This window comes from Vibrio anguillarum, from assembly GCF_003390515.1.
Lineage (GTDB): Bacteria > Pseudomonadota > Gammaproteobacteria > Enterobacterales > Vibrionaceae > Vibrio > Vibrio anguillarum.
The window spans coordinates 2,432,945-2,446,520 of sequence record NZ_CP031479.1 but is presented as its reverse complement, the minus strand read 5'-3'; the positions used below and the strand labels follow the sequence as shown (position 1 = coordinate 2,446,520).

Annotated in this window: 15 protein-coding genes; 14 read left to right on the top strand and 1 reads right to left on the bottom strand. The window is 45.7% G+C overall.

The window, feature by feature from the left end; genetic code table 11:
• Nucleotides 1-39: 39 nt before the first annotated feature.
• From tgt to secF, 4 genes are all read left to right on the top strand, one after another.
• Complete coding sequence (gene tgt, locus DD616_RS14490) at nucleotides 40-1,170, top strand: tRNA guanosine(34) transglycosylase Tgt (protein ID WP_026027700.1); 1,131 nt, start codon at nucleotides 40-42, stop codon at nucleotides 1,168-1,170.
• Nucleotides 1,171-1,277: 107 nt separating this feature from the next.
• Nucleotides 1,278-1,610 carry a preprotein translocase subunit YajC gene (yajC, locus tag DD616_RS14485; RefSeq protein ID WP_013857505.1) on the top strand — a complete coding sequence of 111 codons (333 nt, stop codon included), beginning with the start codon at nucleotides 1,278-1,280 and terminating at the stop codon, nucleotides 1,608-1,610.
• 19 nt (nucleotides 1,611-1,629) lie between these two features.
• Entirely contained in the window at nucleotides 1,630-3,486 is a 1,857-nt protein-coding gene (secD, locus tag DD616_RS14480; RefSeq protein WP_017047928.1) for a protein translocase subunit SecD, read from the top strand.
• 14 nt (nucleotides 3,487-3,500) lie between these two features.
• Nucleotides 3,501-4,448: a protein translocase subunit SecF gene (gene secF / locus DD616_RS14475; protein ID WP_013857503.1), complete on the top strand. Its 948-nt coding sequence runs from the start codon at nucleotides 3,501-3,503 to the stop codon at nucleotides 4,446-4,448.
• Between the two features lie 177 nt (nucleotides 4,449-4,625).
• Here the strand turns inward: secF and suhB are convergent, their stop codons facing one another.
• Nucleotides 4,626-5,429, bottom strand: coding sequence for an inositol-1-monophosphatase (suhB, locus tag DD616_RS14470; protein ID WP_013857502.1), 804 nt, complete (start codon nucleotides 5,427-5,429; stop codon nucleotides 4,626-4,628).
• Nucleotides 5,430-5,606: 177 nt separating this feature from the next.
• On the opposite strand from suhB, the gene trmJ reads away from it, so the two are divergent.
• From trmJ to pepB, 10 genes are all read left to right on the top strand, one after another.
• Entirely contained in the window at nucleotides 5,607-6,335 is a 729-nt protein-coding gene (gene trmJ, locus DD616_RS14465) for a tRNA (cytosine(32)/uridine(32)-2'-O)-methyltransferase TrmJ (RefSeq protein WP_026027699.1), read from the top strand.
• A 115-nt stretch (nucleotides 6,336-6,450) separates the two neighbouring features.
• Nucleotides 6,451-6,972 carry a Fe-S cluster assembly transcriptional regulator IscR gene (gene iscR / locus DD616_RS14460; RefSeq protein WP_026027698.1) on the top strand — a complete coding sequence of 174 codons (522 nt, stop codon included), beginning with the start codon at nucleotides 6,451-6,453 and terminating at the stop codon, nucleotides 6,970-6,972.
• Nucleotides 6,973-6,998: 26 nt separating this feature from the next.
• Nucleotides 6,999-8,213: an IscS subfamily cysteine desulfurase gene (locus DD616_RS14455; RefSeq protein WP_013857499.1), complete on the top strand. Its 1,215-nt coding sequence runs from the start codon at nucleotides 6,999-7,001 to the stop codon at nucleotides 8,211-8,213.
• 56 nt (nucleotides 8,214-8,269) lie between these two features.
• The gene (gene iscU, locus DD616_RS14450; protein ID WP_010320409.1) at nucleotides 8,270-8,653 is read left to right on the top strand and encodes a Fe-S cluster assembly scaffold IscU; all 384 of its coding nucleotides are present in this window, start codon (nucleotides 8,270-8,272) and stop codon (nucleotides 8,651-8,653) included.
• Nucleotides 8,654-8,715: 62 nt separating this feature from the next.
• On the top strand, nucleotides 8,716-9,039 hold the full coding sequence (gene iscA, locus DD616_RS14445; protein ID WP_010320408.1) for an iron-sulfur cluster assembly protein IscA: 324 nt from the start codon (nucleotides 8,716-8,718) through the stop codon (nucleotides 9,037-9,039).
• Nucleotides 9,040-9,105: 66 nt separating this feature from the next.
• Nucleotides 9,106-9,621 carry a co-chaperone HscB gene (gene hscB, locus DD616_RS14440; RefSeq protein WP_026028094.1) on the top strand — a complete coding sequence of 172 codons (516 nt, stop codon included), beginning with the start codon at nucleotides 9,106-9,108 and terminating at the stop codon, nucleotides 9,619-9,621.
• A 21-nt stretch (nucleotides 9,622-9,642) separates the two neighbouring features.
• Nucleotides 9,643-11,496, top strand: a complete 1,854-nt coding sequence (hscA, locus tag DD616_RS14435) for a Fe-S protein assembly chaperone HscA (RefSeq protein ID WP_208871843.1) — start codon at nucleotides 9,643-9,645, stop codon at nucleotides 11,494-11,496.
• An 11-nt stretch (nucleotides 11,497-11,507) separates the two neighbouring features.
• The gene (gene fdx / locus DD616_RS14430) at nucleotides 11,508-11,846 is read left to right on the top strand and encodes an ISC system 2Fe-2S type ferredoxin (protein ID WP_010320405.1); all 339 of its coding nucleotides are present in this window, start codon (nucleotides 11,508-11,510) and stop codon (nucleotides 11,844-11,846) included.
• Nucleotides 11,847-11,896: 50 nt separating this feature from the next.
• Nucleotides 11,897-12,091: a Fe-S cluster assembly protein IscX gene (gene iscX / locus DD616_RS14425; RefSeq protein WP_010320404.1), complete on the top strand. Its 195-nt coding sequence runs from the start codon at nucleotides 11,897-11,899 to the stop codon at nucleotides 12,089-12,091.
• Between the two features lie 184 nt (nucleotides 12,092-12,275).
• Nucleotides 12,276-13,571: an aminopeptidase PepB gene (gene pepB, locus DD616_RS14420; RefSeq protein ID WP_208871842.1), complete on the top strand. Its 1,296-nt coding sequence runs from the start codon at nucleotides 12,276-12,278 to the stop codon at nucleotides 13,569-13,571.
• Nucleotides 13,572-13,576: the final 5 nt, after the last annotated feature.

Genomic DNA, 13,576 nt, shown 5'->3' with positions numbered 1-13,576 from the left:
CATGATACGTCAGACTGTTTCTCTGACATTGGAGGCTTCGTGAAGTTAACATACGAACTTAAAAAGAAAAACGGAAATGCTCGCCGTGGGCAATTAACCTTTGAACGTGGCACTGTGCAAACACCGGCATTCATGCCTGTAGGTACTTACGGCACAGTAAAAGGCATGACACCGGAAGAAGTAAAAGAGACGGGCGCAGAAATTTTGCTCGGTAATACTTTTCACCTGTGGCTGCGCCCTGGCCAAGAAGTGATGAAAATGCACGGCGACTTGCATGATTTTATGAACTGGCAAGGCCCGATCCTCACCGATTCAGGTGGTTTCCAAGTGTTTAGCTTGGGTGATATTCGCAAAATCACAGAAGAAGGGGTGCATTTTCGTAACCCAGTCAATGGTGACAAGATTTTCATGGACGCAGAAAAGTCGATGGAAATTCAAAAAGATCTGGGCTCTGACATTGTGATGATTTTCGATGAGTGTACGCCGTACCCTGCGACGCACGACGAAGCGAAAAAATCAATGGAGATGTCTTTACGTTGGGCGCAGCGTTCACGTGACCATTTCGACAAATTAGAGAACACCAACTCGCTATTTGGTATCGTGCAAGGCAGTGTTTACGAAGATTTGCGTGATGTTTCCGTGAAAGGTTTAACTGAGATCGGATTTGATGGCTACGCGGTTGGTGGCTTAGCGGTGGGTGAACCTAAAGAAGACATGCACCGTGTACTTGAGCACACCTGTCCACAATTGCCAGAAGACAAACCACGCTACCTGATGGGTGTCGGTAAACCTGAAGACTTAGTGGAAGGGGTACGTCGCGGTATCGATATGTTTGACTGTGTGATGCCAACGCGAAATGCACGTAATGGCCATCTATTTGTGACGGGTGGTGTGATCAAGATCCGTAATGCAGTACATAAAACCGATACAACTGCGCTGGATCCGCATTGTGACTGTTACACTTGCAAAAATTATTCGAAGTCGTATTTACACCATCTGGATCGTTGTAACGAAATTCTGGGTGCGCGTTTAAATACTATTCATAACTTACGTTATTACCAACGCCTGATGGCAAGCATTCGTTTAGCGATTGAAGAAGATCGCTTCGACGCGTTTGTTGAGGAGTTTTATGCTCGTCGCAATCGTGAAGTTCCACCAATGGGCCAATAACGGTTTTGCTGCGTTTTGCTTGATTTGTGAAGTGATAAACTTGAAATTAAGCCAACGCAGCCCAATTAGAATTACATTACACAACAATATTTTAGAGGACGTTTTCAATGAGTTTAATTTCTGTAGCACACGCAGCAGGTGAAGGTGCATCACAAGGTGGCGGTTATGAAATGCTGATCATGCTTGGTATGTTTGCGGTTATTTTCTACTTCATGATTTACCGCCCACAAGCCAAACGTGTTAAAGAGCATAAAAGTTTGATGGCCGCCATGACTAAAGGTGATGAAGTGTTAACCAGTGGCGGTTTAGTGGGTAAAATCACTAAAATCGCAGAAGACAGCGATTACATCTCTATCGAACTGAATGTGAACAATGAAATTGTGATCAAAAAAGATTTCATTACAGCGGTGCTACCAAAAGGTACGCTTAAGTCTTTATAACAGCTAAAGGATCCTTGCTGTGCTAAACCGTTATCCGTTATGGAAGTATTTGTTAGTGGTGTTCGCCATCACTCTCTCTGCTTTATATGCACTTCCAAATATTTACGGTGAAGATCCGGCAATTCAAATTACAGGGGCGCGTGGCGCCTCTGTTGATATGTCAACGCTGGATGCTGTCACCAAAGCTCTTGATAAAGAGAGCCTTTCTCATAAATCCATTGCTCTAGAGAATGGATCAATTCTTGTTCGATTTAACGATACCGATACTCAAATCAGTGCGCGTGATGTGGTGAGTGAAGCGTTAGGCAAAGATACAATTGTTGCACTTAACCTTGCTCCTTCAACGCCTTCTTGGTTGGAATCGATTGGCGCGGCACCGATGAAGCTTGGCCTTGATCTGCGTGGTGGTGTTCACTTCTTAATGGAAGTGGATATGGATGCCGCAATGGAAAAATTGATTGGCCAGCAAGAAGAAGCGTTTCGCAGCGAACTGCGTGATGAAAAAATTCGCTACCGCGCCATTCGCTCAGTGGGCAACGACCGAGTGGAAGTCACTTTGCGTGACGATGAGCAATTAGAGCAAGCACAGCAAGCATTAACGTCGAAACATCCTGATATGACTTTTACTACGTCTAAGGCTGACGGTCGCTTTGCGCTGATTGCTCAATTTACTGAGCAGCGTTTGCAGGAAGTTCGAAATTACGCCGTTGAGCAGAACATCACGATTTTGCGTAACCGTGTTAACGAATTAGGGGTCGCTGAACCCTTAGTGCAGCGTCAAGGTGCCAGCCGCATTGTGGTTGAGTTACCGGGGGTTCAAGATACTGCTCGTGCTAAAGAGATTCTTGGCGCAACCGCGACTCTTGAGTTTCGTGAAGTTGATGACAAGGCTGATTTAGCCGCCGCGGCTTCTGGTCGTGCTCCTGCTGGGAGTGAAATCAAATCTGATCGTAATGGTCGCCCGGTTGTCTTGAAAAAACGCGTGATTCTAGGTGGTCAAAGTATCACGGATGCCAGCTCTAGCATGGATGAATATGGTCGCCCGCAAGTGAACATTTCGTTAGATAGCGAAGGCGGAAATAAGATGTCGGCGTTCTCTAAAAAGAACATTGGCAAGCTTATGGCAACGGTATTTGCAGAGTACAAAGACAGCGGCCGTCGGACACCTGATGGCAAAGTGATTCTGGATAAGCATGAAGAAGTGATCAACCAAGCAACGATTCAGTCGGCTCTTGGGCGTAACTTCCGTATCACGGGAATTGATTCTGCTGCAGAAGCTCAAAACCTTGCACTTTTACTGCGTGCAGGTGCGTTAATTGCGCCAATCTCTATTGTTGAAGAGCGTACCATTGGTCCATCAATGGGGCAGCAAAATATCGATATGGGCATTCAAGCCTGCATCTGGGGTATGGTTGCGGTGATGCTCTTTACGCTGCTTTACTACCGTGGTTTTGGCTTGATTGCCAATATTGCATTGATGGCGAACCTTGTGCTCATTATTGGTGTGATGTCGATGATCCCAGGGGCGACAATGACCTTGCCGGGTATTGCGGGCATCGTATTGACGGTTGGTATGGCCGTGGATGCTAACGTTCTGATCTTCGAGCGTATTCGTGAAGAGCTCCGTGATGGACGAAATCCACAACAAGCTATCCACCAAGGCTATGCTAACGCGTTCAGTACCATTGCTGATGCCAACATCACTACGTTGATTACGGCAATCATTCTATTTGCTGTGGGTACTGGAGCCATCAAAGGGTTTGCCGTCACACTTTCTATCGGTATTTTAACCTCAATGTTTACCGCTATTATCGGGACTCGCTGTATTGTGAACCTGTTATATGGTGGTAAACGCATTAAAAAATTGTCGATCTAAGGCTAGGAATTACTATGTTTCAGATTCTAAAAGCAGATAAAACGATCGACTTTATGCGTTGGTCTAAATTTGCGTTTTTATTCTCTCTGTTAATGATTGGTGCGTCTATTTTCACTTTATCAACCAAGTGGTTGAACTGGGGACTGGACTTCACCGGCGGTACTTTGATTGAAGTTGGGTTTGAACACCCAGCTAATCTTGAAGATATCCGCAGTGCTTTGGAAGCGAAAGGGTTTGGCGATGCGACGGTGCAGAATTTCGGTTCCGCGCGCGAAGTGATGGTTCGTCTTCGTCCACGTGCTGACATGGTTGGCGAGACGTTAGGCAACCAAATTCTTTCTGCTATTAAAGAGGGGACAGGAAAAAGTGTCGAGATGCGCCGTATTGAGTTCGTTGGCCCGAATGTGGGCGATGAATTAGCTGAAGCCGGAGGCTTAGCGATTTTGGCTTCGCTCATCTGTATTTTGCTTTATGTCTCTGTTCGTTTTGAATGGCGGCTCGCTGCGGGTGCGGTGATGTCACTTGCACACGATGTGATCATCACGCTTGGCATCTTCTCTATTATGCAAATTGAGGTTGATTTAACGATTGTTGCCGCTTTGCTGACCGTTGTCGGTTACTCGCTCAACGATACGATTGTGGTATTTGACCGTATCCGTGAAAACTTCCGTAAATTGCGTAAAGGTGATTCAGCCGAGATCATGAACAGCTCAATTACCCAAACCTTGAGCCGGACTTTGATTACATCGGGAACCACCTTGCTGGTGGTGATCGCACTCTTTGTACAAGGTGGTGCGAACATACATGGTTTTGCCACCGCTTTACTGCTCGGTATCACCGTGGGTACTTATTCATCTATCTATGTCGCATCAGCGTTGGCATTGAAATTAGGAATTACCCGTGAGCACCTGCTTCCACCTCAAGTGGAAAAAGAGGGTGCGGAGTTCGACGAACTTCCTTAGCAGCCTGAAAGTTTCTTAAATAGCCAAAGCCGCAGAATATTCTGCGGCTTTTTTCTACCCCATCCCACACCGCGGTCACTCTAAGTAGCAAAGTATAAAACGAAACTAAAAAAGCCTCGTATATTGCTATACGAGGCTTGAATCAATTTTGACGGTGTTGATGGTATTTAGTGCAACCTATTTAAGAATAGCGCTGTTACCGTTATCACGAATGTGTTTCAGAATCGCTTTAACACCACGGGCACTTGAACCTACAATGTTGCCCGATTTCATGTATTCAGTACCGCCAGAGAAATCGGTAAGAATAACGCCTGCTTCACGAGCGATCAGCTCGCCAGCGGCTAAATTCCAAGGTCTTAAACCCAGTTCAAAGTAACCATCGACACGGTTTGAAGCCAGGTAACATAAATCAAGCGCAGGAGAACCAGTACGACGGAAATCAGCACATTCAACAAACAGTGCAGACATGATTTTCATGAAAGATTCGGCATGTTGCTTTTGTTTGTATGGGAAACCAGTAGCGAGAATAGTGCCTTGAAGATCTTTTAACTGTTTAACACGAAGGCGTGAGTTGTTTAATTGCGCACCAGCACCACGTTGAGCGGTAAACAGCTCATTGCGCATTGGGTCATAAACACAAGCAACTTCTGTTTTGCCTTTAATGCGAACCGCGATGGAAACGGCGAAGTGGGGTAAACCTTTGACGAAGTTTGTTGTGCCATCCAGTGGGTCGATGATCCATTGAACGTCCTTATCTTTACCGTCGATAAGCCCGTTTTCTTCAGCAACGATACTGTGTTCTGGGTAAGAACTTTTGATTGTATCGATGATCATAGTTTCTGCTTCTTTGTCTACGTTAGTAACAAAGTCATTAGTCCCTTTCTGAGTTGTTTCGATTTTCTCAGTATTTTCTAGTGATTTAGCAATATGGTTACCAGCTTTTCGCGCAGCGCGAATAGCAATGTTTAGCATTGGATGCATACAGTTTTCCCAACGGATGTTAAAGAACGAAAAAGCGGGCAGCAGTATAACAAAGTTTTATTAAAAAGGAAGTGGCTATTTTTTGCTCGGTTGTTCATGTGTAGCTAAAGGACCTGACCATTTTAGTCAGGTTTATGTTAGTATTCTGTCGTTTAAAATAGAGTGGCGTACAACGTAATGCTAGACAATGTAAAAATCATTTTAGTAGGGACATCTCATTCAGGAAATATTGGTTCTGCTGCCCGAGCGATGAAGGTCATGGGCCTAAGTAAAATGATTTTGGTTTCGCCTCAATGCGAGGTAGACGCTCAAGCGATCGCTCTAGCTGCTGGAGCAAGCGACATCGCTTTAAATGCGGAGGTCGTGGATACGCTAGAGCAGGCTGTCGCAGATTGTGGCCTGGTGGTTGGGTCAAGTGCACGCTCACGAACTTTAGAATGGCCAATGCTTGAACCACGTGAATGTGGTGAAAAATTGGCGCAAGAAGGGCAGCAATACCCGGTTGCTTTAGTGTTTGGCCGAGAAAAAACCGGGCTGACCAACGATGAACTGCAAAAATGCCATTTTCATGTATGCATTCCGGCTAATCCTGAATACAGTTCGTTAAACCTTGCTATGGCCGTACAAACATTGAGTTATGAGGTGCGTGTTGCCTATCTAAATAATGAAAAAAAAGGTTATCAAGCCCAGCCAGAAGAAGCGTATCCTCTGCATCACGAATTGGAAATGTTCTATCAGCATCTTGAAAAGGTAATGATACAGACACAGTTTATTTCAAAAGAACAGCCGGGACAGATCATGAATAAACTCCGTCGGCTATTTTCTCGTTCGCGTCCAGAGTCTCAAGAAATCAATATATTACGTGGTGTGTTGACCTCAATTGAGAAGCATCGCAGCAATCAATAATTATCCAGATTAATAATAGGGTTAAATACCTGACTAAATTAGTCAAATAAATACTTGACCTATTTAGTCAGGTATGGAAAAATTCCAACCACATAATCAATGTGGATACGGTGATATGAGACTTACATCTAAAGGAAGATATGCGGTTACAGCCATGTTAGATGTGGCTCTGCATTCGCAACAAACCCCAGTGCCACTGGCGGATATTTCCGAACGGCAAGGCATTTCGCTCTCTTACCTTGAGCAGCTGTTTTCTAAACTGCGTAAAGCGGGGCTAGTTGCTAGTGTGCGTGGTCCAGGTGGTGGATACCGCTTAGGTGCAGATGCCTGCTCAATTTCGATTGGTACTGTGATTGCCGCTGTTGATGAATCAGTTGATGCAACAAAATGTAATGGAAGAGCCGACTGCCAAGGTGGTACTCGCTGCTTAACACATACGTTATGGCGAGATCTTAGCTCTCGCATTAGTGACTTTCTGAACAACATTACTCTTGGCGAGTTAATGATTGATAATGAAGTACTAGAAATTTCTGACCGCCAAGGCTTGGGCCTGACGGTGAACCACGGGTTAACCAATAAAAATACCAATACCGTGATTATCGGCTCGGTGCCCGTAGGTCTTAATGCCCGCTCATAGCGGCAATGTTTACATTGGAGTAGAAAATGAAACTGCCTATTTATTTTGACTATTCAGCTACCTGTCCAGTTGACCCTCGCGTGGCTGAAAAGATGGTTCAGTACATGACGATGGATGGTGTTTTTGGTAATCCAGCATCGCGATCGCACCGTTATGGCTGGCAGGCAGAAGAAGCCGTAGACACTGCGCGTGAGCAAATTGCTGAACTGCTTAATGCTGATCCTCGCGAAATCGTATTCACGTCCGGTGCGACAGAGTCAGATAACCTCGCGATCAAAGGTGTGGCGCATTTCTATGCCAAGCAAGGTAAGCATATCATTACCTGTAAAACCGAGCATAAAGCGGTGCTTGATCCATGTCGTCAGCTTGAGCGTGAAGGTTATGAAGTGACCTATCTTGAGCCAGAATCGAATGGCTTGATTGATCTAAAAAAATTAGAAGCGGCAATGCGTGATGACACAATTTTGGTGTCGATCATGCACGTGAACAACGAAATTGGCGTAATTCAGGACATCATGGCGATCGGTGAGCTTTGCCGTGAACGCAAGATAATTTTCCACGTAGATGCAGCGCAATCTGCCGGTAAAATTCCCCTTGATGTTCAAGAAATGAAAGTGGATCTTATCTCCCTTTCTGCGCATAAAGCGTATGGACCTAAAGGGATTGGCGCATTATATGTTCGCCGTAAACCTCGTATCCGTCTTGAAGCGCAAATGCACGGTGGCGGCCATGAACGTGGTTTCCGTTCAGGCACATTACCAACGCACCAAATCGTAGGTATGGGTGAAGCATTCCGCATTGCCAAGCAAGACATGCAAAAAGATTTTGACCACGCAAAAGCATTGCGTGACCGTCTACTCGCTGGTGTACAAGACATGGAAGCCGTGAGTGTGAATGGCGATTTAGATCAGCGTGTTCCGCACAACCTGAATATTAGTTTTGCCTTTGTTGAAGGCGAATCGCTACTGATGTCTTTAAAAGACTTAGCGGTATCATCAGGTAGTGCTTGTACGTCGGCCAGCTTAGAGCCGTCATATGTACTGCGTGCGCTTGGTTTGAACGATGAAATGGCACACAGCTCGATTCGTTTCTCATTTGGCCGTTTTACGACCGAAGAAGAAGTGGACTACGCCGTTGAACAAATCCGCGTAGCCGTAAGCAAATTACGTGACATGTCTCCTCTATGGGATATGTATCAAGAGGGTGTGGATTTAAACACCGTTGAATGGGCACATCACTAGTCCTTTAAAAGGCACTGGTTTATTCCCAAGGAAATAGAGGATTAGAGGTAACTATCATGGCATACAGCGAAAAAGTAATTGATCACTATGAAAACCCACGTAATGTTGGCTCTTTTGATAAAGAAGATCCAACAATTGGTAGTGGTATGGTTGGCGCTCCAGCTTGTGGCGATGTAATGAAGCTACAAATTAAAGTGACGCCAGAAGGCATCATTGAAGATGCAAAATTTAAAACCTACGGTTGTGGTAGCGCGATTGCTTCGAGCTCACTGGTTACTGAATGGGTGAAAGGCAAGAGCATTGACGAAGCGGCAGCCATTAAGAACTCTGAAATCGCGGAAGAGCTAGAGCTTCCACCAGTGAAAGTTCACTGTTCGATTTTGGCGGAAGATGCGATCAAAGCTGCGGTTGCCGATTATAAAAAGAAACACCAACAATAATATTAAGGGAGTGAATGATGGTTCACTCCCATAAGTTCAAACTAAGAATCTAAGGTTGTAGTATGGCCATTACCTTAACTGAAACAGCAGCGCATCGCGTTCGAGCATTCCTAGATAACCGAGGCAAAGGCGTAGGTTTACGTCTTGGAGTGAAAACAACAGGCTGCTCGGGTATGGCTTACGTGCTTGAATTCGTTGATGACGTTAACGAAGAAGACGAAGTGTTTGAAGATCATGGTGTCAAAGTGATTATCGATTCGAAAAGCCTCGTCTACCTTGATGGCACACAGCTTGACTATGTCAAAGAAGGGCTAAACGAAGGTTTTGAGTTCAACAACCCGAATGCAAAAAGCGAATGTGGTTGTGGTGAAAGCTTCAACGTGTAACGGATTGGCTTTCGGCGTGACTAGGCTCACTTGAGCCTAGTGTCGAGCACTAGGAGCAATGTGTTAATGAACTATTTTGAATTATTTGGGCTACCAAGTCAGTTTGCACTGGATGGTAGCCTTCTTTCTTCTCAGTTTCGTGCGCTGCAAAAACGGTTTCATCCCGACAACTTTGCCACTGCGTCTGAGCGAGATCGCCTGCTTGCTGTGCAAAACGCCTCACAAATCAATGATGCTTATCAAACATTAAAATCGCCGATCAGTCGCGCAGAATACTTGTTGCTTGAACAAGGCATAGAGTTACGCGCAGAACACCAAACCATGCAAGATCCGCTGTTTTTAATGGAGCAAATGGAGCTGCGAGAAGAGCTTGAAGCCATCGCCTCACAGTCTGATGTTGAAAGTGCGTTATTCGATTTTGAAAACAGAGTTAGCAAGATGTATAAACAGCATCTTACCTTGGTTGAGCAACAACTTAATCAGGCTCAATGGAACCTTGCGGCTGATACGGTTCGCAAGCTTAAATTTATTGCCAAGCTCAAAAATGAAATAGAAAGAGTCGAAGAACAGTTACTCGGCTAGTTCGATAATAAGGACCAACCCATGGCATTACTTCAAATTGCAGAACCCGGTCAAAGCTCTGCGCCGCATCAGCATAAACTCGCAGCGGGTATCGACTTGGGGACAACCAACTCATTAGTCGCATCGGTTCGAAGCGGTAATGCGACGACGCTTGCTGATGAACAAGGACGCTCGATCCTCCCTTCGGTGGTCCACTATTCGGCTCAAGAGCGTTGCGTAGGCTTTGATGCCAGAGCACACGCGCAAGTTGATCCTGCCAATACCATCATTTCTGTGAAGCGTTTGATCGGCCGTTCACTGGCTGACATTCAGGCGCGTTATCCCACATTGCCTTATCGCTTCAAAGCCAGTGACAACGGTTTGCCTATTTTGCAAACGGCGCAAGGTGATAAGAACCCGATTCAAGTTTCCGCCGATATTCTTCAATCTCTTGCTCAGCGTGCCGAAGCGTCGTTAGGTGGTGAATTAGCGGGCGTGGTGATTACCGTACCTGCTTATTTTGATGATGCGCAACGCGTGGGCACCAAAGATGCCGCTCAACTTGCCGGCTTGCACGTACTGCGTTTACTCAATGAACCTACCGCAGCAGCGATTGCCTATGGCTTAGACTCAGCGCAAGAAGGTGTGATTGCGGTTTATGATTTAGGTGGCGGTACGTTTGATATCTCTATCTTACGTCTGTCGAAAGGCGTGTTTGAGGTACTCGCGACTGGTGGCGATTCCGCGCTCGGTGGTGATGATTTTGACCATTTGATTGCTGACCATTTTTTGAGCCAAATCGGCTTAGCTGAACCGCTCACTGCAGAGCAGCAACGAGCATTGCTTGATGCGGCCACCGAAGCGAAAATCGCCTTATCTGATACCGATAGTGTCGAGGTTTCTGTGCTGGGTTGGCAAGGGCGTTTAACTCGCGATGAGTTTAACCAACTCATCACGCCACTAGTAAAGAAAACCTTACTATCGTGTCGTCGAGCACTCAAAGATGCCGAGATTGCTGCAGATGAAGTGTTGGAAGTGGTGATGGTCGGCGGTTCAACTCGTACGCCACTGGTTCGAGATTTAGTCGGTGAATTTTTTGGTCGCACACCACTAACTAGCATCAACCCTGATGAAGTTGTCGCGATTGGTGCAGCAATTCAAGCCGACATTTTGGTGGGTAATAAACCCGATTCAGAAATGTTACTGCTGGATGTAATTCCCCTGTCGCTGGGTATTGAAACCATGGGTGGCTTAGTGGAAAAAATCATCCCACGTAACACCACCATTCCTGTTGCGAAAGCTCAAGAATTCACCACCTTCAAAGATGGTCAAACAGCCATGAGCATCCATACGGTGCAGGGTGAACGTGAGATGGTAGACGATTGCCGCTCATTGGCTCGTTTTTCACTAAAAGGTATTCCACCAATGACGGCGGGTGCCGCGCATATCCGCCTAACTTATCAAGTTGATGCAGATGGCTTACTCTCCGTGACAGCGATGGAAAAAAGTACGGGAGTTCAGGCGGAAATTCAAGTTAAGCCCTCGTATGGACTGAGTGATAATGAAGTAGCAAATATGCTGCGAGATTCGATGACGTTTGCCAAACAAGATATGCAGACTCGCGCTCTGGCAGAGCAACGTGTAGAAGCCGATCGTGTTATCGAAGGTTTGATCTCTGCCTTACAGGCCGATGGTGATGAATTGTTATCTGAGTCAGAAAAGCAGATCCTTCTGAATGCAATAGAAGATTTAATTGTGCTGCGTAATGGTGATAGCGCCGATGCCATCGAGCAAGGAATTAAAGAGACAGACAAAGCCAGCCAAGATTTTGCTTCACGCCGTATGGATAAATCCATTCGCAGTGCACTTGCTGGTCAATCGGTAGATGATATTTAAAGAGAAAAATTATGCCTAAGATTATTGTGTTACCTCACCAAGAGCTTTGTCCTGAAGGTGCCGTTCTGGAAGCGCAAGCAGGAGAAACCGTACTGGATGTGGCGCTGAAAAATGGTATCGCTATTGAACATGCGTGTGAAAAATCCTGCGCATGCACGACTTGCCATATTATCGTTCGCGAAGGGTTTGACTCACTTGATGAGAGTGATGAGTTGGAAGATGACATGCTTGATAAAGCATGGGGTCTTGAACCTGAATCTCGCCTTGGCTGCCAAGCTAGAGTCGCTAACGAAGATTTAGTGGTTGAAATTCCAAAGTACACACTCAATCTGGCTTCTGAAGATCATTAATCCTATTGAGCGTATCAACGCCCGTTCACTGTTTGTAAAAGGAAAGCAAAATGAAATGGACCGATTCTCGTGATATTGCGATCGAGCTTTGTGAGCAATACCCAGACGTAGATCCTAAAAATGTACGTTTTACGGATCTACACCAGTGGGTGATGGAACTGGAAGAGTTTGATGATGAGCCAAACCGTTCCAACGAAAAAATTCTCGAAGCGATTATTCTATGTTGGATGGAAGAGATCGACTAAGACTATTGCTAACATGATGGTTATTCAGTAAAACATCACAGAGTTAACAATTTTAACTAAAAAGAGCGGACCGAATGGTCCGTTTTTTTATCAAGTTGACATTTTGACCCTACAAAATGCTAACATCCCTTGGTTATTTAATCGTAATGGCACAGGTGAGGCCATATTCAGGCAAGGAGAAACCATGTCTACAAAGATGTCCGTATTTATCAGCCAACAAGCTGCCCAGCCTCAGTGGGGAGAAAAGGCGATTGTTTCGTTTTCAGAAAATGGTGCCACAATTCATGCTATTGAGAGTGAGCATGAACTCAGCGCGGTTCAACGTGCCGCGCGTAAGCTTGATGGGCAAGCTATCAGAGCTATCAGCCTACAAGGTGACGGTTGGCACTTAGAAAATATTTGGGCTTTCTACCAAGGTTATCGTGAAGCGAAAAAACTCAACACACTAGAATGGCAACCGCTGAGTGAGTCAGATCAAGCCGAGTTAGAATATCGTATTAAAGCGACGGAATGGACGCGCGATATCATCAATAAAAGCGCCGAAGAAGTCGCGCCGCGTCAGTTAGCGACCATGGCGGCTGAGTTCATCAAATCGCTAGCCCCTGAGCATGTCAGCTACCGCATTGTCAAAGATAAAGATCTACTCACCGAAGGTTGGGAAGGTATTTATGCGGTTGGTCGCGGCTCCGAGCGCACATCAGCTATGCTGCAACTCGATTACAATCCGACAGGAAAAGAAAGTGCTCCTGTTTTTGCTTGCTTAATTGGCAAAGGCATTACTTTTGATTCTGGTGGTTACAGTTTAAAAACGTCCAACTTTATGTCGGCGATGAAAGCAGATATGGGGGGCGCTGCAACGATCACCGGTGGTCTTGGTTTGGCTATCATGCGTGGTTTTAATAAACGTGTGAAACTCATTTTGTGTTGTGCAGAAAATATGGTTTCCGGACGCGCCTTGAAACTGGGTGATATCATCACTTATAAAAACGGCACCACAGTTGAAATAATGAACACCGATGCAGAAGGCCGCCTAGTGTTGGCCGATGGCTTGATTTATGCCAACGAGCAAAAACCACAGCTTATTATTGATTGCGCGACATTAACGGGTGCCGCCAAAAATGCACTCGGCAATGATTACCATGCACTACTCAGCTTTGATGATAGCTTATCCCAGCAGGCATTGGTGGCAGCTCACCAAGAGAAAGAAGGCTTATGGCCTCTGCCTTTGGCTGAGTTTCATCGCTCTATGTTACCTTCAAGCTTTGCGGATCTCTCTAACATCAGCTCAGGTGATTATTCACCGGGAGCAAGTACCGCAGCGGCCTTCCTCTCTTACTTTGTTGAAGATTACAAAAAAGGGTGGCTGCACTTTGATTGCGCTGGTACTTACCGAAAATCAGCAAGCGATAAATGGGCCGCAGGTGCAACGGCAATGGGGGTGCGTACATTAGCACGCATTTTGACCGACCAAGCTCAATAATGAAA